The organism is Ekhidna sp. (assembly GCF_040223195.1).
GTDB lineage: Bacteria > Bacteroidota > Bacteroidia > Cytophagales > Cyclobacteriaceae > Ekhidna.
The window spans coordinates 240545-257944 of the sequence record NZ_JAVKDX010000022.1 but is presented as its reverse complement, the minus strand read 5'-3'; the positions used below and the strand labels follow the sequence as shown (position 1 = coordinate 257944).

At 43.7% G+C, this 17400-nt stretch carries 17 protein-coding genes; 14 read left to right on the top strand and 3 right to left on the bottom strand.

What is annotated here, in order from left to right; genetic code table 11:
• Positions 1 to 22: 22 nt before the first annotated feature.
• Positions 23 to 856 carry a dihydropteroate synthase gene (gene folP, locus RLN88_RS14755; RefSeq protein WP_350222182.1) on the top strand — a complete coding sequence of 278 codons (834 nt, stop codon included), beginning with the start codon at positions 23 to 25 and terminating at the stop codon, positions 854 to 856.
• Positions 853 to 1716, top strand: coding sequence for a diadenylate cyclase CdaA (gene cdaA / locus RLN88_RS14750; RefSeq protein ID WP_350222181.1), 864 nt, complete (start codon positions 853 to 855; stop codon positions 1714 to 1716). Before folP ends, cdaA begins: the two co-directional genes overlap by 4 nt.
• Here the strand turns inward: cdaA and RLN88_RS14745 are convergent.
• From RLN88_RS14745 to RLN88_RS14735, 3 genes are read right to left on the bottom strand one after another with little or no spacing between them, the layout of a single operon-like run.
• Positions 1713 to 1925 (bottom strand): hypothetical protein, encoded by a 213-nt coding sequence (locus tag RLN88_RS14745; protein ID WP_350222180.1) that lies wholly within the window; start codon positions 1923 to 1925, stop codon positions 1713 to 1715. The genes cdaA and RLN88_RS14745 overlap by 4 nt on opposite strands.
• A gap of 60 nt (positions 1926 to 1985) precedes the next feature.
• A complete protein-coding gene (gene kbl, locus RLN88_RS14740) occupies positions 1986 to 3173 on the bottom strand; it encodes a glycine C-acetyltransferase (protein ID WP_350222179.1) in 1188 nt (395 codons plus the stop codon).
• Between the two features lies 1 nt (position 3174).
• Complete coding sequence (locus tag RLN88_RS14735) at positions 3175 to 3426, bottom strand: hypothetical protein (RefSeq protein ID WP_350222178.1); 252 nt, start codon at positions 3424 to 3426, stop codon at positions 3175 to 3177.
• 83 nt (positions 3427 to 3509) lie between these two features.
• On the opposite strand from RLN88_RS14735, the gene RLN88_RS14730 reads away from it, so the two are divergent.
• The 12 genes from RLN88_RS14730 (at position 3510) to ruvA (ending at position 17395) form a co-directional block, all read left to right on the top strand.
• Positions 3510 to 4460, top strand: coding sequence for an NAD-dependent epimerase/dehydratase family protein (locus tag RLN88_RS14730; RefSeq protein ID WP_350222177.1), 951 nt, complete (start codon positions 3510 to 3512; stop codon positions 4458 to 4460).
• A 45-nt stretch (positions 4461 to 4505) separates the two neighbouring features.
• Positions 4506 to 5294, top strand: coding sequence for an enoyl-CoA hydratase/isomerase family protein (locus RLN88_RS14725; RefSeq protein WP_350222176.1), 789 nt, complete (start codon positions 4506 to 4508; stop codon positions 5292 to 5294).
• Positions 5295 to 5297: 3 nt separating this feature from the next.
• The gene (locus tag RLN88_RS14720) at positions 5298 to 6770 is read left to right on the top strand and encodes a lipopolysaccharide biosynthesis protein (protein ID WP_350222175.1); all 1473 of its coding nucleotides are present in this window, start codon (positions 5298 to 5300) and stop codon (positions 6768 to 6770) included.
• Between the two features lie 19 nt (positions 6771 to 6789).
• The gene (locus RLN88_RS14715) at positions 6790 to 7788 is read left to right on the top strand and encodes a sugar phosphate nucleotidyltransferase (protein WP_350222174.1); all 999 of its coding nucleotides are present in this window, start codon (positions 6790 to 6792) and stop codon (positions 7786 to 7788) included.
• 5 nt (positions 7789 to 7793) lie between these two features.
• A complete protein-coding gene (locus RLN88_RS14710; RefSeq protein WP_350222173.1) occupies positions 7794 to 9497 on the top strand; it encodes a tetratricopeptide repeat protein in 1704 nt (567 codons plus the stop codon).
• Complete coding sequence (gene lolB1 / locus RLN88_RS14705) at positions 9490 to 10230, top strand: lipoprotein insertase outer membrane protein LolB1 (RefSeq protein WP_350222172.1); 741 nt, start codon at positions 9490 to 9492, stop codon at positions 10228 to 10230. Before RLN88_RS14710 ends, lolB1 begins: the two co-directional genes overlap by 8 nt.
• Positions 10217 to 11413: a murein hydrolase activator EnvC family protein gene (locus tag RLN88_RS14700; RefSeq protein ID WP_350222171.1), complete on the top strand. Its 1197-nt coding sequence runs from the start codon at positions 10217 to 10219 to the stop codon at positions 11411 to 11413. The genes lolB1 and RLN88_RS14700 overlap by 14 nt, the downstream gene beginning before the upstream one ends.
• A 68-nt stretch (positions 11414 to 11481) precedes the next feature.
• Positions 11482 to 11682, top strand: coding sequence for a twin-arginine translocase TatA/TatE family subunit (tatA, locus tag RLN88_RS14695; RefSeq protein ID WP_350222170.1), 201 nt, complete (start codon positions 11482 to 11484; stop codon positions 11680 to 11682).
• A 215-nt stretch (positions 11683 to 11897) separates the two neighbouring features.
• Positions 11898 to 13262, top strand: a complete 1365-nt coding sequence (locus RLN88_RS14690) for a lytic transglycosylase domain-containing protein (protein WP_350222169.1) — start codon at positions 11898 to 11900, stop codon at positions 13260 to 13262.
• An 88-nt stretch (positions 13263 to 13350) separates the two neighbouring features.
• Entirely contained in the window at positions 13351 to 14436 is a 1086-nt protein-coding gene (locus RLN88_RS14685) for a DUF4837 family protein (RefSeq protein ID WP_350222168.1), read from the top strand.
• A gap of 86 nt (positions 14437 to 14522) precedes the next feature.
• Positions 14523 to 16805, top strand: a complete 2283-nt coding sequence (locus RLN88_RS14680; RefSeq protein ID WP_350222167.1) for an NADP-dependent malic enzyme — start codon at positions 14523 to 14525, stop codon at positions 16803 to 16805.
• Entirely contained in the window at positions 16802 to 17395 is a 594-nt protein-coding gene (ruvA, locus tag RLN88_RS14675) for a Holliday junction branch migration protein RuvA (protein ID WP_350222166.1), read from the top strand. Before RLN88_RS14680 ends, ruvA begins: the two co-directional genes overlap by 4 nt.
• The last annotated feature ends 5 nt before the right edge of the window (positions 17396 to 17400 follow it).

Sequence of the window (17400 nt, the reverse complement as noted above, 5' to 3'; positions counted from 1 at the left end):
TAGGAACAACAAAACTAATCCATTGAGCCCCAAACACACTATCAATGTAAGAGGAGAAATCATTGACCTATCATCACCTAAAGTGATGGGAATAATCAATGCGACTCCAGACTCTTTTTTCTCCGGAAGTCGCAAAACTGCAATCACTGACATCCTGAAAAGTGCGGAGCAAATGCTTTCTGATGGAGCAACTTTTTTAGATGTAGGTGGCTATTCTTCTCGACCGGCTGCTGATGATATTTCTGAGGAGGAGGAGATCAGCAGGGTGGTAGTTTCGATTAAGGCCATCACGAAAGAGTTTCCTAAGGCAATCGTTTCCATAGATACTTTCCGTTCGGATGTTGCCAGACGAGCTGTCGATGCTGGAGCTGCGATCGTCAATGATATTTCCGCCGGAAATCTGGATAAACAGATGCTTTCAACGGTGGCAAAATTGAATATTCCTTACATCGCCATGCATATGCGTGGAACTCCACAAACCATGAAGGAGTTGACTGAGTATGATGACCTGTTGTTTGAGGTGATGAAATATTTTTCATCAGTACTTCATGATTGCAACCGGTTAGGCGTTAAGGATGTCATAATAGACCCGGGATTTGGATTTGCAAAAACCGCCGATCAGAGTTTTGATCTGCTGAACAAGCTCGATCATTTTCACCACCTCAATCGGCCCATTCTTGTGGGAGTTTCGCGCAAGTCCATGATCTACCGAACACTTAATTTGACCGCTGAGGAAGCTTTGAATGGCACAACGGCATTAAATACCGTAGCTTTGTTTAAGGGTGCGGCCATTCTTCGTGTACATGATGTAAAGGAGGCTGTTGAAGCCGTGAAACTTGTAAGTAAACTGAATTGATTTTAGCATTTCAAATAGGATTTTTAGATATCAGCTGGAAGGATGTGCTGGACATTCTTTTGGTGACCATCCTGCTGAGTCAGGTGTACAAGCTGATGAAAGGAAGTGTGGCCATCAAAGTTTTTGTGGGCTTCCTTTCGATCTACCTGATTTATCTGGTAGTGAGTGCCCTACAGATGGAGCTCCTCAGTACCATTCTAGGACAGTTTATGGGAGTGGGAGTTTTGGCAGCTATTATCCTTTTCCAGCAGGAAATCAGAAAGTTCCTCTTGCTTGTTGGTCGTACCAATATTTTCGAGGAGGGCAAATTTTTCAAAAATGTACGGTTCTGGTCTCAGAATGGAAATGCTAAACGAGCCAACATTACCCCTATTGTGGAGGCGGTGAAGTCACTTGCCGGATCGAACACAGGTGCGCTGATTGTGCTTTCCGGAGACTCTCCACTAAAGTTTTACGCAGAATCAGGGGATGCGATGGATTCCCTCCTTTCTAAAAGATTGTTGTTGGCCATTTTCAATAAATACAGCCCATTGCATGATGGTGCCGTGATCATTCACAAAGATCGGATCGTTGCAGCCAGATGTATCCTGCCTGTGACCGAACGGGATGTGCCTGCCCAATATGGCCTAAGACACAGAGCAGGACTTGGTATGTCGGAGAATACGGAAACCTTTATTATCGTAGTGTCTGAGGAGACCGGGCAGATATCCGTGATGCAGGATGGAGAGACCATGCACAACATTTCTGCGCAGGAGCTGAGACGTCAGATCAACAAATACCTCAACGAACCAAAGGAGAAGAAAGAGAAGGAAAAGGAGAAGAAAGAGCCTGAGGTAGAAATTAAGGAAGAGGTAGCTTAAAGGTTGAGTTCTTTTTCAATTCGTGAGATTCTTCTATCGTAATCTTCATGTTTTTCAGATGCATAGGCCATATAATCACCAATCTCTTCCTGGAATTCATGGAAAGCTTCGCTCAAACCCTTAACTCCATCTCTAAGAAAAGATATTTTAGCCTCCATGTGTTGAAGGCTTTTATTTACTCTTTTCTCAAAATCCTTATGATCTTTCATATGTTGAATTTAACGATTTCAGATCATACCTGATTCGTTTTTAGTAAAAATTTATCGCTTTCATATCACCCCCAATTCCTTACCCACTTCTGTAAAGGCTTTGATAGCCTTATCAAGGTGCTCACGATCATGAACGGCTGATATCTGCACACGAATTCGAGCTTCACCTTTCGGCACTACAGGATAGTAGAAACCAATCACGTAAATCCCCTTCTCCAGCAACTTGGCTGCCATTTGTTGGGAAAGCTTGGCATCATATAACATAATTGGTACGATTGGATGCTCACCCGGCTTGATGTCAAATCCAGCCCGAGTCATCTGCTCACGGAAATATTTGGTATTGTCTTCCAGCTTGTCTCTTAGTTCAGTCGTCTCGCTCAGCATGTCGATCACCGCAATCGAAGCGCCTGTAATAGATGGTGCAAGCGTATTGGAAAACAGGTATGGTCTGGATCGCTGACGCAGAATATCCACAATCTCTTTTCTGGCTGCTGTGAATCCACCAGAAGCTCCTCCAAGTGCTTTCCCAAGAGTACCGGTAATGATATCTACACGATCCATACAGTTTCTGTACTCATGAACACCACGTCCGGTTTTTCCAATGAATCCGGTAGAGTGACACTCGTCAGTCATCACCAGTGCATCATATTTGTCTGCCAAGTCACAGATTTTGTCCAGCTGGGCAATGGTGCCGTCCATAGAGAAAACCCCATCTGTCACAATCATTTTCACTTTAGCCCCGGAAGCAGCCTTTAGTTGCTCCTCCAGGTCAGCCATGTCATTGTTTTTATATCGGTAGCGCTGTGCTTTGCACAGTCGCACACCGTCAATGATAGAAGCGTGATTCAATGAGTCAGAAATGATTGCATCTTCGGGACCTAATAATGGTTCAAAAACACCTCCATTTGCATCAAATGCTGCAGCATACAGAATGGTATCTTCCATCCCCAGAAATTCAGAAATTTTTCTTTCTAGTTCTTTGTGAATGTCCTGCGTTCCGCAGATGAATCGAACCGATGACATACCAAAACCATGCGAGTCGATGGTAGCCTTTGCAGCCTCGATCACTTTGGGGTGAGAGGAAAGACCCAAATAGTTATTTGCGCAAAAGTTGATCACTTTCGATCCATCTTCCAGCACAATATCAGCAGCCTGCGGTGACGCGATGATGCGCTCCTGTTTGTAGAGACCTGCTTCTTTGATTTCGGCTAGTTCATTTTCCAGTCTTGGCTTTAATGACTTGTACATATCAGCTTGTTTTCGGTTTTAAAGGTATTTTCGGTCGCATGGCCTGTTTTGCTGCCGGCTTTTTCTCTGCGGTTTCCGCTTCCAGCTTATAGGCTCTGCGAATTTTATTAATCAAGAAGAGTTTTTGTTGGGTAAAGCTTTCAGGATGAACCTGGTCATAAATTCGCTTGAACTCCTCATACTGCCCTGGCTCTGCCAGTCGGTATTTTTTGGAATCAATCTTCTTTCCTTCCAGGTATTCATCAAACTTCATCGAAGGCAAATTTAATGGAAGCTAGTTTTCTCTTGGCGTGTAAATTTGCAAACCCAAAATCATTTTAAACAACAATTGACCCGATGGACAAAATCCTGATTATTGGCGCTTGTGGACAGCTGGGCACGGAGCTCACCCAGCGATTGAGAGAATTAAAAGGGACGGAGAATGTGATCGCTTCAGATCTTCGGGATGAGCCAATTAAGCTCATTGCCGATGGTCCTTACGAGAAGCTTGATATTATGGATAAGGATGCTTTCCATGCAATCCTGGGTCGATACAATATCAAACAGGTCTACCACCTGGCTGCTGTACTTTCTGCGAAAGGCGAGCAAAATCCGCAGTTTGCGTGGAAACTGAATATGGAAAGCCTTCTATTGGTTCTTGAGGCCGGTAGAGATCGGCTGAATAAAATCTACTGGCCAAGCTCCATTGCCGTGTTTGGGCCGGATACTCCAAAAGAAAACACTCCTCAGAATACGGTAATGAGTCCAAACACTGTTTATGGGATCTCCAAGCTGGCTGGAGAGCGATGGTGTGAATATTATTTCGAGAAATACGGTGTAGATGTGAGGAGTCTTAGATATCCGGGGTTAATTGGGTATAAGGCTTTACCTGGAGGTGGCACTACGGATTATGCCGTGGATATTTTTCATAAAGCAATAGCCGGCGATGATTACGAATGCTTCCTGTCAGAAAACACCATGCTGCCGATGATGTATATGGATGATGCGGTAAAGGCAACCATTGATTTGATGGAAACGGATGCTGCAAATGTGAAAGTGAGGAGCTCTTACAACCTGGCAGCTATGAGTTTTACTCCAAAAGAAATAGCCTCAGAAATTCAAAAGCACTACCCAGACTTCAAGATTACCTACAAGCCTGATTTCCGCCAAAAAATAGCTGATAGCTGGCCAGGAAGTATTGATGACAGTGCGGCGAGAAACAATTGGGGCTGGCAACACAACTTTGGTTTGAAGGAGCTGACAAACACGATGATTGCCAATCTCAAAGACACAATTGTTTTTGATTGAGGCAATTTTCCCTTTTCTTTCCGTCTCTAAAAACCAATCAACCAAATGGAATCGTACGAAAATCTGGCCTTAGACTTAGTGGATGGAATACTTACCATTACCATCAACAGAGAGAGCAAAATGAACGCATTGAATCGGGCTACTATGCTTGAGTTGAAAGATGCTTTTCAACATGTGCAGGATAATCCAAAAGAGATTAGAGGAGTGATCTTGACTGGTGCCGGAGAAAAGGCATTTGTAGCCGGAGCAGATATCAGTGAGTTTACCGGGCTGAGCGAGATGCACGCAAGAAAATTTGCAGAGGAAGGTCAGGAGATTTTCCAGTCGATCGAAAATTGTCATACTCCGGTAGTTGCGGTGGTGAATGGCTTTGCATTGGGTGGAGGATGTGAATTGGCTATGGCTGCTCACATGCGTATTGCAGTTGCATCGGCAAAATTTGGGCAACCGGAGGTGAACCTGGGTTTGATTCCTGGCTATGGTGGAACACAGCGACTGACCCAACTAATCGGAAAGGGAAAAGCATTTGAATACCTGATGAGCGCAGATATGATTTCTGCAAATGATGCTGAGAAGCTTGGTTTGGCCAACTATGTGGAGGCTGATAAAGATGCAGCACATGCCAAAGCGGTTGAATTGCTAAGCAAAATTTCTTCCAAAGCTCCTGTGGCGATCGGGCTGGTGATCGATTCGGTAAATGCACACTTTGAATCAGGAGTGAACGGCTATCAGACAGAAGCCAATGCCTTTGCCGGTTGCTTTGGTACCGAGGATTTCAAAGAAGGCGTAGCTGCATTTCTGGAGAAACGAAAAGCCAATTTTAAAGGCGAATAACCCTTGTCAATTCTTAGGAAGCTAGCCAGCCAGACAGCTATTTATGGGCTTAGCAGTGTGCTTGGCCGGATGCTGAATTACCTGCTGGTTCCACTTTATACCTCGGTTTTTGCTCCTGCAGAATATGGCATTGTTACAGAGCTTTACGCCTATGTGGCTTTTCTGAATATTCTCTATATCTACGGGTTGGAAACGGCTTATTTCCGGTTTTCATCTCATGAAAAAGGATACAATTATTTCAACCTGGCACTTACCAGTGTCCTTATTTCATCCTTAATTCTTTCAGGCGCATTGTGGACTCTCTCTGGTTCAATTGCCGAAGTGCTCTACTACCCTGATAAGGCGAGCTTCATCAAGTGGCTGGCGGCAATTTTAGCTATTGATGCGATTGTAGCAATTCCTTTTGCTCGCTTGAGGCAAGAAGGAAGGGCTTACAGTTTTGCTGCATTCAAGCTATCGAATATTGGGATCAATATCTTTTTGAATATTTTCTTCATCATACTTTGTCCGCTCATTTTGGAGGAAAACCCGGAAAGTTTTGTCAGGCACATATATAATCAGGATCTCGGAGTGGGTTATGTCTTTCTCTCCAATCTGATTGCCAATGGACTCTATCTTCTCTTCTTTATCCCTGATTGGCTCAAGGTTCGGTTAACGCTCAATGCAGCCGAGTGGAAGCGCATGATGAAGTATGCATGGCCGGTTTTAATTATTGGTTTTGCCGGGGTGACAAACGAAATGCTTAGCCGGGCAATTTTAAAATACAGACTGCCGGAGGGCTTTTATGAAGGTTTCACCAACCTTGAAATACTGGGAATTTTTGGGGCGTGTTACAAACTTTCAGTCTTCATGACACTGGCAGTACAAGCCTTCCGGTATGCGTTTGAACCATTCTTTTTTGCCCAAGCTAAAGAGAAAAACTCTTCTCAAGTATTTAGCAACGTGATGACATGGTTTGTGCTTTTTACGTCATTGAGCTGGCTGTTGCTATGTGTGTTCATGCCTTACTATGCACCGATCTTTCTTCGTCAGGATAGCTATTTGATAGCTCTGGATGCTGTGCCGTGGCTGCTCGGAGGTGGGCTTTTCCTTGGAGTTTTCTATAATCTGTCGCTTTGGTACAAGCTCACAGACAAAACCCTTTATGGGGCCTATATCAGTTTAATCGGTGCATTCGCCACGTTCATTTTAAACTGGTCACTAATTCCGGTATTTGGCTATATGGGCAGTGCCGTTGCGACTTTCGCTTCGTATTTCCTGATGGTCATCATTTCCTACATCTGGGGAATGAAGCATTATCCTGTGTCCTATCAGGTTTTTAAGATTCTTGGATATGTTGTTTTTGCAGCAGGAGGAATACTCATCAATGAAGTCTCGCAACAATCGTTTCTGAAGTCGGTATTGATCGTTTTAATCTTTCTAACTTTGCCGATCATTTTGGAAAGAAAATCTTTATCCCGACTCAGAGCTAAATAGCTAAACCCAATACGCTTTTATGAACTTGATCATTCCGATGGCCGGAAAAGGAAAGCGACTCAGGCCACATACACTTACCACCCCAAAGCCCTTAATTCCAATCGCAGGCAAGCCCATTGTGCAGCGGTTGGTAGAGGATATTGCCAAGGTCACACCAGAGAAAATAGAAAAAATTGGTTTTGTGATTGGGGACTTTGATGAGGAGATCAAGGATAAGCTAAAAGAAATAGCGAGAGAGGTTGGGGCAGAAGCTCACTTCTTTGTTCAGGAAGTAGCAGAAGGAACAGCACACGCCATTGCCTGTGCAAATGAAATTTTGGAAGGGAAGGTGACTGTGGCATTTTCGGATACACTTTTCAGGGCTGATTTCCGGTTGAATCCAGAAGATGACGGCATCATCTGGACGAAGCAGATAGAAGACCCAAGTGCATTTGGAGTGGTGAAAACTGACGATCAGGGAGTCATTACCGACTTCATAGAAAAGCCTAAGGAATACGTCTCAGATCAGGCCATTATTGGAATATACTATTTCAAAAAAGGTGAAGATTTAAGAGAAGAAATTGACTATCTGATCAAAAATAATATCAGGGCAGGTGGAGAGTTTCAGCTGACGATGGCACTTGAAAACCTGAAAAATAAGGGCACCAACTTTACCATTGGCACGGTGAAGGAGTGGCTGGATTGTGGAAACAAAGAAATAACCGTACAGTCAAATTCTGCCTATCTGGGATTTCTGAAGGGAGAGAACCTGATAGCCAAATCAGCTAAACTGGAAAATTGTGAGGTTATAGAACCTGTATTTGTTGGGGAGGGCACAGAGATATCGAACTCTACAATCGGACCCAATGTTTCGATAGGGAAAGATTGCAAAATCAGTAACTCTAGGATATCCGAATCACTCATTCAAAATAACACGTCTTTAGAGGGCGTTGATTTAACCAACTCAATGATTGGAAACTTCGTTAATGTGAAAGGCCAGCCAAAATCCGTGAGTTTAGGAGATTACACCGAATGGTAAAACCAATGCGCATACTTTTATTTTCAGCCATTTTTCTGATGGTGTTTGCTTCCAATGCCCAAAAGAAGAAGCAGGATTCTGTTGTGCCACAAACCCAGGAAGACTCACTCAAACTTGAAGGTGTTTTGGTAGAAGCCGAAAAGCAGTTGATTCTTGAAAACTATGCCAAGGCCCTGGAAAACTTTCATGTGGCATTGGAGATGAATTCGGAAAGTGCGGCCATCAATTTTAAAATAGCGGAGGTTTTGGCGAAAAGTGATGAAGGGCAAGACGCTCTACCTTACGGACTTAGAGCCATTGAGCTTGACCCTGAAAACAAGTACTATAGATTGGGACTGGCCCGGATTTATCAATCCATAGGATTCTACATAGATGCTGCAAAAACATATGAAGGGCTTCTGGAGAAATTCCCCTCGGAGGAGAATGCTCTTTATGAATTGGCAGAACTTTACCAACTGACAGGTCGTCGGGATGATATGTTTCGCATCTTCGATCAGATAGAAGCAGAACTGGGAGTAAAAGAGGAAATCACCCGCGAAAAACAACGCATTTACATGAGAGAAGGAAAGGTGGATGAAGTAGTAGTGGAGTTTGAGAAATTAATTGATGCCTATCCAAATGAATCCTCCTATAAAGCAGAGCTTATCAACTTTTTAATCCAAAACAGAAAGCTGGATAAGGCAGAGGAGGCAATTGCTGATTATGAGGCAACAGAAACGGCCTCTTCCAGAATTACCCTCATGAAAAGTGAGCTTGCCTGGATGCGTGGGGACCGAAAAAAATCCCTTGACCTGCTCTCTCAGGCCTTTGAGACCAGCTCGATCGACTTTGAATCCAAGTTTCAGATTCTTACCAATTATCTGGTAATGAGCAATGACCCGAATGACAAGCAAAGATTGACCGAAGTGGCAGTTGATTTGGCTGGTCAATACCCTGATGAATTTAAAGCGCAAGCTTTTGTGGGCGACCTGCTGTATCAAAATAGAGAAGGTGAGCAAGCAGTTAAATACTATTTGAAAGCAGTGAGGATTAAGCCCGCCAACTACTCGGTTTGGCAAAATATTTTGAACGTAGAAGCTGACCTCAATCAATATGATAGCCTGGTGGTGCATGCGGAGAAAGCACTTGAATATTTTCCTAACCAAGCCTTACTATACTATTTCGCGGGAACCGGATACCTCATCAAAAAGGACTATCGAAAGTCCGTGAGAATGCTGGAGCAAGGAAAAAAATATACGGTAGACCCAAATCTTCTTACGGTTTTTTATGGTCAGCTAGGCGATGCATACAATGGTATGAAGGAGCATGACAAATCCTATAAGGCATACGATAAGGCACTGGAAAATGCCCCCAATAATGACCATGTGCTGAATAATTACAGTTACTTTCTCTCGCTTGCCAATAAGGATTTGGAGAGAGCATTGGAGATGTCAACTCAGTTGGTGGAGCAGCACCCCAATAATCCAACCTATCTTGACACCCATGGATGGGTGCTTTATGTGAATGGAAAATTCAGGGAGTCAAGAAAATTTCTGGAGCGCGCTGCATCGATGGATGAAGATGGCACAGTCATTGAACATTACGGGGATGTACTTTTCCAATTGGGCGAAATTGAAGAAGCCATTAAACAATGGGAGCGGGCAAGAGACGTTGGAAATGCTTCAGAATTAATTGAAAAGAAAATCGCAGATCGAAAGCTGTATGAATAAGCTCATTTTAGTGTGCTTCGCGGGGATGCTGACCTTTACTTCCTGTAATAGGAACGTAGGTGCGGTTTTTGGCAAGAAAAAGGATAAGCTGGAGATTGTAGATCCACAGTTTGAATACTTCTCCGCCAAGGCAAAATTTAGGTTTGATGACGGGGACAAGGGCATCTCAGCAACTGCCAATTTCAGAATTAAGAAGGACTCAATCATCTGGATATCTATTTCAGGATTTGGAGTGGAAGGCGCTCGCGTTTTGATTGACACGGAAAACGTTTTCATCCTGGATAAACTCAAAAAGCACTACTACGAATACACCTTTGAAGAACTATCGGAAGAGTACGATTTTGACTTCAACTTCAAAATGATCCAGTCAGTGATTTTGGGAAATCTGGTTGAGCCTTATAAGAAGCAGCGAGTAGAGAAAAAAGACAATTATTTTACCTACACAGCTTCCAAGGGGGTTTATCTATTCCATAATTTTATCGGCGCAAGCTCCATGAAGCTGGAAAAAGTAAAGGTGTTCGATGAAGCCACAAGAAACACGATTTCTGTAAATTACAGCGACTTTATCTTAGTAGACGGTCAGATTTTCCCAAATGAGATTTTGGCAGTGATAGACTATGAAGATGACAAGAAGCCTAATACGGAGATCAATATTTCTTACAACAAAATGGTCATCGAGGACTCACCTATTAGCTTTCCTTACTCTGTACCAAACAAGTATGAGAAGAAGTAGCACCGCTCTTTTTCTGTTTTTAGCTTTCATATGCTGCCTTTCATTTGATTCCTTCGCCCAGAAAACGAAGAATCAGCTGGAGCAGGAAAAGAAGGAGAACCTTCGGAAGATTGCCGAGGCTGAGCGAATTCTCAATGAAACTGCGGATGAGAAGAAAGCAACACTCGGCCAGCTTCAGGCACTCAATCAACAGATCAATGCGAGGGAATCTTTGATTCGGTCCATTGGATCTGAGATAAAAATTCTTGACAGTGAAATCTCAGATCTTCGAATAGTTGTCAACTCCTTACAAAATGACCTGAAGCACTTAAAAGAAGAATATGCAGAGCAGATTTATTCATCTTACAAGGCAAACCGTGGCAACAGCAAGCTGATGTTCCTTTTTTCAGCCCAAAACTTTAACCAATTGCTTCAAAGACTGAAATACCTGGAACAATATGCAGACGCTCGAAGGCTTCAGGCGGAGCAAATAGAGGTTGTGGCCAAAGAGTTGAGCGAACAAAGAAGTAGAGTGGAAGCCAAGCGAACGGAACAACAAACATTGCTCAATCAGCAAGTAAGGGAAAGCCGCAAACTTGCCAGCTCTAAAAAGAAGCAATCAGAACTGGTAGCCCAGCTTACAAAAAAGGAAAGAGAACTGCGAAAGGAGGTAGAGGACAGAAAGGCCGCCAACGCCAGGTTGAATACGTTGATAGCTAAAATCATTGAAGATGAAGTGAGAAAATCCTCAACTGCTTCTACAGCCGAGGCGGCTAGTTCAGCCGAGTTGACCCGTTTGTTTGAGTCTAAAAAAAATAGCTTGACATGGCCGGTGGGGTCAGGTTTTATTTCATCCAAATTTGGAAAGCAGCCACATCCGGTTCTCAAAAGAATAACAGTAGTAAATGATGGTGTCGGGATTCAAACTGAGAAGGATTCTCCTGTCAAAGCAGTTTTTGATGGTGAAGTAACGTTGATCGGAACGATTCAGGGTAAAAACAACATTGTGGTAATCAGGCATGGTGACTACCTGACCGTCTATGCAAGATTAAAGACCATCAATGTAAAAAAAGGCCAAAGAGTGAAGGCCAATGATATAATTGGGGAGGTATTTACTGATCGTGACGGTATTTCTGAGCTGGAATTCCAGGTTTACAAAGGCACAACCAAGCTAAACCCTGAGAACTGGTTAGCGTTGAAATAATTTGTGAGCAGAACCTGAAAGCTCCATAGCTAAATACTTATCTTTGTAACTAATAAAATTTATAAGCAATGCATACATCATTACTATTTGCAATGCCAGGGTGGACTGAGATGTTGATCATCGCTCTTTTTATCATTATTTTCTTCGGAGCGAAAAAAATACCTGAGATAGCGCGTGGCATGGGAAAAGGCATCAGAGAATTTAAAGATGCTACGAAAGAAATCAAAAACGAGATCAAAGAAGGGTCAAGCGAGGAGAATAAGGCCTAAGCTTGAATTCAGATTTTGAACCTCAAAGTTGTTCGCAAATCCAAATAACAAAAGATATTAGGGAAGGCCATGCCTTCCTTTCTATTTTATATGGATTATCCCTAATAATAGCACTGATTCTACGTTCAAAGCGTGTTAAACAGCTACAATAAGGCGGATTTAGATTGAAATATCGAATCAAATCATTACTTTCAAGGATTAAAATGAGACAGGGTATGACACGAAAATGGTTCCTTCTTGGAATTATATTCATTTCATTGGTGGGAAGAGGTCAGGAATTTCAGCTCACTGAGGTAATTCCAGACAATACATACGACGAAATAGCCGATCGGATTTCTTGCATAGAAAAGGAGGTGCCTCTTGTTTTTAATGAGCGGGTGATGGCTTTCGTTGATTATTTCGCCATAAAGGATCGTGAATACACGCGCGACATTATTCGTAAAAAGGAACTTTATTTTCCCTTATTCTCAGAAACACTGGCAAAATATGACATGCCGGATGAGCTCAAATATCTTTCTATTGTAGAGTCAGGTTTAAGGCCAAACGCCATCTCCAGAGCAAATGCAGTGGGGTTGTGGCAGTTTATCTCCTCCACAGGCAAAATGTACGGGCTGCAAAGCGATTGGTATGTGGATGACAGGATGGATCCACACGAAGCAACAGATGCAGCCGCACGTCACCTTCGAGATTTATACCGAATGTTCGATAGCTGGGAGCTGGCACTTGCAGCATATAATTGCGGCCCTGGAAATGTAAGAAAAGCCATTCGTCGCAGTGGATACAAAAAAGATTTTTGGGACATCTATAATTATCTGCCCCGGGAGACCCGGTCTTATGTTCCGCAGTTTGTGGCTATTACTTACCTATTTAATCACCTGGAAGAGCACGGCTTTCATGAGCAAGCAGAGCATTTCTACCCGGAGATGGATACCATCATGATCTCTCAGTATTTTCATGTGGAGACATTTTGCAATCAGTTAGGTCTGTGCCTGGATGAAATGCTGCTATGGAATCCACAAATCAAGCGAGGAGCTTTGCCTGAGGGGACTAAAGACTTTGCTTTAAGAATCCCCTCTGAATGGAAGGAAGAAATTGTGGCTAACAGGATCACACTTTATGACACTGCCTCGAAAGTTGGAAAAGAACAGCTGGATTATTTGGCTAGAAATACTCCCGGAAGCACCTACGGTAGAGAGCGACTTTACTACAAGGTGAGAAGTGGTGATGTTTTGGGAACCATTGCTCAACAATATGGGGTACGAGTTTCAGATATTCGGTCTTGGAATGGGATTCGAGGGAATCTGATCAGAGTAGACCAAAGGCTCAGTATTTGGGTTTTGCCTACTTATAGTTCGGATACCAAAAATCTTTACACAGCTTCTGCATCAACCAGTACTCCAACTGCCACCAAGCCAACCACACTTTCTGTGGCAGAAGGAAAGCTTTATACTGTCCAACATGGTGATTCGCTTTGGAGTATTAGCAGGAACAACAATACCAGCATCGAGAAGCTAAAGCAAGCAAATCAATTGACTTCAAACATGATAAAGCCAGGCCAATCGCTGGTCATTCCAAATTAAATCCGCCATCTTTTCTTACAATATCCTAAGTTTGAAACTAGAGGAATAGTTTTTGCTCGTAATTCCTCGAAAATGAAATCAGGATAATATGCAGAAATACATACTTCTTTTTATCGCAATAGCTTTCGGTTGCAGCGAAAGCGCACGCGAAAATGCCAGAAAAGACATGCTGCCAAAGGCACGGGGGGAAGCCGATGAAATCATTATCGTGGTAGACTCCACTCAATGGGCAGATACTGTGCTATTGGGCGCTGAACTTAGAAAAACATTCATGTCCCCGATGCTGGGCCTACCTCAGGATGAGTCACTCTTTCAGGTCAGCAAAGTGAATCCACAACGACTAAATTCAGTCCTGAAGTCTGCCAAAAACATGGTGTTTGTGATGACGCTGGATAGCAAAACACCGGATAGTCGTGTGCTCCAGCAATACTTTACTGATCAGTCATTAAACCAGATCAAACGTGATACTACAATATTCATGAGGACACAGCGTGACCTTTTTGCCAAAGGCCAAACGGTGATGTTCCTGTTTTCAGCCACAGAGAAGAAGCTCGCACAGCAAATCAATTACAATCGATCACAGATTCGTGAATACTTTGAAAGTTCTGCCAGGGAGACCATCAAGGAGCAGCTTTTTGCAAGTCCTAAAATGGAATTGGCAAACCGGATTGAAGAAAATCATAATGTGAGACTGACTATCCCATACGGGTGGGAGAAAGCCCGCGACCTCAAAAACTTTGTTTGGTTGAGAAAAATGGATGCCGAAACGGAACAAAGCATTTTTATTTATTATGAGCCGTATACTGATCAGGGGGTCTTCAATGAAATAGGAGAATTCAGGGATAAAATCACCCGAAGGAATCTCTATGACGGTGAGAACCCCGATGTAGCGATCGAGCGCCAGCCTCAAATCCCTGTTTTTACTGAGCGGGTAAATTTCAATGGCCACTTTGCAGTAGAGGGAAGGGGTCTGTGGAGAATTAGTGACATGTCCAGGGGAGGACCATTCGTAAGCTACACAATTGTAGACGAAGCTGAAGGGCTCATTTATTACGTGGAGGGATACGTAGATTCACCGGGGACGAGAAAGAAAAACCTGATTCGTGAGTTGGAGGCTATTCTGTCTACATTCAAGACCAAAGGAGATATTTCCGGCTCAAAAGAACCTTCTTAATCCGCACGAATAATTGCTTATTCCTTTTTAGTTGGTGACCTTTGAAGGTCGGATAGCATGTCCGATCCAACTTTAACCAACAAAGAATGAGTACGACGAAGATTCGGCCTAAGGAGGCATTAGAATATCATTCAAACAAACCCGCCGGAAAAATTGAGGTGAACTCCACCAAATCGGTGAGTTCGCAGCATGATCTGGCCCTTGCATACTCACCAGGTGTTGCAGAACCGTGCAAGGAAATCGCAAACAATCCTGAAGACGTTTATAAGTATACTGCCAAAGGAAACCTTGTAGGGGTTATTTCAAACGGCACAGCGGTGCTTGGGCTGGGCAATATTGGGCCGGCAGCATCCAAGCCTGTGATGGAGGGAAAAGGAGTCCTCTTTAAAAAATTTGCAGGTATTGATGTTTTCGATATAGAAATCAACGAGGAGGACCCAGATAAATTCATAGAAATCGTAAGATCGTTGGAGCCCACTTTCGGAGGGATCAATCTGGAGGACATTAAAGCCCCGGAGAGCTTCAAGATCGAGCAGTCGCTCAGGGAGCAGATGAATATCCCGATCATGCATGATGATCAGCACGGTACAGCGATCATTTCAAGTGCCGCTTTGCTCAATGCGCTGGAGGTAGTTGGAAAGAAAATCGAAAATCTGAAAATCGTAGTGAGTGGTGCAGGCGCTGCAGCCATTGCCTGCACTGACCTCTATGTTTCTTTAGGTGCCAAAAAGGAAAACATCTTAATGGCGGACAGTAAGGGGATCCTGAATGAAAGCCGAAAGGGGCTGGATGAGATCAAATCTAGGTATGCTACCAAGAAAAAAATCGATACGCTGGAGGAGGCACTCAAAGGAGCAGATATGTTTTTGGGTCTATCCATTGCCGATGTAGTGACCCCCGCAATGCTGAAATCAATGGCAGACAATCCAATTGTTTTTGCCCTTGCAAACCCGGATCCGGAAATAGCCTATGACCTGGCTGTAAAAACCCGTAAAGATGTGGTGATGGCAACAGGCAGATCTGATCATCCCAACCAGGTAAATAATGTGCTTGGCTTCCCATACATTTTCAGAGGAGCTCTGGATGTTCGCTCTACGGCCATTAATGAAGAAATGAAACTTGCTGCGGTGAAAGCGATCGCTGAGTTGGCAAAGGAGCAAGTGCCGGATATTGTCCTGAAAGCCTATGGTAAGACCAACATGAAGTTTGGTTCGGAGTATCTGATTCCTAAGCCCATGGATCCTCGATTGATCACCACGATCTCTCCGGCTGTGGCCAAAGCTGCCATGGATTCAGGTGTGGCCAGGATTCAGATTGAAGACTGGAAAAAATATGAAGAGGAGCTGCTGGAGCGGGTAGGATTGGATCAGCGCCTCATCTCCCGATTTGTGCACCGTGCGCGCCAGAACCCTAAAAAAGTAATTTTTGCTGAGGCAGACCATGTAAATATCCTCAAGGCCGCACAAATGACTCTCGATAGTGGTATTGGCACCCCCATACTTATGGGGAAATCAAAAACCATCAAGTCACTCATCAAGGAACATGAACTGGAAGCACTCAACGATTGCAACATCATCGACCCGTATGAGCATCCCAAAAAAGTAGATGAGTTTGCAGAGGAATATACCCTGATGCGCAGGCGAAAAGGTATGACGATGCACCTGGCTAGAAAGGCCATGCTGAGCAGGACCTACTTCGGGATGATGATGGTAGAAAAAGGGGAAGCAGACGTATTGATCTCCGGGCTTTCCAATGACTATCCTAAAACCGTGCTTCCGGCACTTCAGATTGTAGGTATGGAAGAAGGCGTGAACAGGGTAGCCGGCATGTACATCATGAATACTTCCCGAGGCAACTATTTCTTCGCCGATACAACGGTCAACCTGAACCCGACCGCAGAAGAGCTGGTAGAAATCATCGGGCTGACGCATCGGGCGGTTCGCTTCTTCGATTATGAGCCAAAAATTGCCGGACTTTCCTATTCAAATTTTGGCTCGGCTAAGGGAGATGTACCTGAGAAGATGTCTAAAGCCGTGAAACTAGCTAAAAAGCGATGGCCGGATATGATCATTGATGGGGAAATACAGGCAAATGTGGCATTGAATAAAAACCTTTTGGAAGAACTCTATCCATTCAGCGATTTAAAGGGTCACAGTGTAAATACCCTTATCTTCCCGGATTTGCAATCGGGCAACATTGCTTATAAAACCCTCATGGAGATTGGCGGTGCAGAGGTGATAGGGCCAATTTTGATGGGAATGAAAAAATCTGTGCAGGTACTTCAGCTTGGCAGCTCAGTGAAGGAGATTTACAACATGGTTGCGATTGCGGTAGTAGATGCCGAAGTAGAAAACAGAGATGGACTATGATCACTTATTTGAAGGGGCGCCTGGCCTTTAAAGACCCGACCCACCTGGTTGTGGATGTGGGTGGAGTTGGATATGAAGTAAAAATCAGCCTGACCACCTATTCTCAGGTCAAGGATAAAGAGGATATCCTCATCCAGACCTATATGCATGTGAAGGAGGATTCTCACACACTTTTCGGTTTTTACGAAACGTCAGAAAAAAAGCGGTTCCTCGATTTACTTTCCATCAACGGCGTGGGCTCGAGTACCGCACTCATGATCCTGTCCTCGCTGGATGCCAAAGAACTCCAGGCTGCCATAGTACAGGAAGACGTCAAAACCATTCAGTCTGTGAAAGGCATTGGCGGGAAAACAGCCCAGCGGATCATCTTAGAGCTGAAGGATAAGATGAAAAAAGAAGGCCTGTTGGATAAATCAGTAGAAATTCAACCACGATTCGATAATACACTGCGTTCTGAGGCGTTATCTGCCTTGACCACTTTGGGTATTAATAAGTTGGCAGCTGAAAAAACTGTTGACAAGATTTTGAAAGAATATGGAGAGGAGATTAAACTTGAAGAATTGATTAAACAAGCCCTCAAGAGGTCATAACTAAC

Excerpts from the sequence above, each read along its gene's own strand:
- RLN88_RS14745 (WP_350222180.1), bottom strand. The coding sequence starts at position 1,925 with ATGAAAGATCATAAGGATTTTGAGAAAAGAGTAAATAAAAGCCTTCAA.
- RLN88_RS14725 (WP_350222176.1), top strand. The coding sequence starts at position 4,506 with ATGGAATCGTACGAAAATCTGGCCTTAGACTTAGTGGATGGAATACTT.
- RLN88_RS14715 (WP_350222174.1), top strand. The coding sequence starts at position 6,790 with ATGAACTTGATCATTCCGATGGCCGGAAAAGGAAAGCGACTCAGGCCA.
- RLN88_RS14735 (WP_350222178.1), bottom strand. The coding sequence starts at position 3,426 with ATGAAGTTTGATGAATACCTGGAAGGAAAGAAGATTGATTCCAAAAAA.
- RLN88_RS14685 (WP_350222168.1), top strand. The coding sequence starts at position 13,351 with ATGCAGAAATACATACTTCTTTTTATCGCAATAGCTTTCGGTTGCAGC.
- kbl (WP_350222179.1), bottom strand. The coding sequence starts at position 3,173 with ATGTACAAGTCATTAAAGCCAAGACTGGAAAATGAACTAGCCGAAATC.
- lolB1 (WP_350222172.1), top strand. The coding sequence starts at position 9,490 with ATGAATAAGCTCATTTTAGTGTGCTTCGCGGGGATGCTGACCTTTACT.
- RLN88_RS14700 (WP_350222171.1), top strand. The coding sequence starts at position 10,217 with ATGAGAAGAAGTAGCACCGCTCTTTTTCTGTTTTTAGCTTTCATATGC.
- RLN88_RS14680 (WP_350222167.1), top strand. The coding sequence starts at position 14,523 with ATGAGTACGACGAAGATTCGGCCTAAGGAGGCATTAGAATATCATTCA.
- ruvA (WP_350222166.1), top strand. The coding sequence starts at position 16,802 with ATGATCACTTATTTGAAGGGGCGCCTGGCCTTTAAAGACCCGACCCAC.
- RLN88_RS14690 (WP_350222169.1), top strand. The coding sequence starts at position 11,898 with ATGACACGAAAATGGTTCCTTCTTGGAATTATATTCATTTCATTGGTG.
- tatA (WP_350222170.1), top strand. The coding sequence starts at position 11,482 with ATGCATACATCATTACTATTTGCAATGCCAGGGTGGACTGAGATGTTG.
- RLN88_RS14710 (WP_350222173.1), top strand. The coding sequence starts at position 7,794 with ATGCGCATACTTTTATTTTCAGCCATTTTTCTGATGGTGTTTGCTTCC.
- RLN88_RS14730 (WP_350222177.1), top strand. The coding sequence starts at position 3,510 with ATGGACAAAATCCTGATTATTGGCGCTTGTGGACAGCTGGGCACGGAG.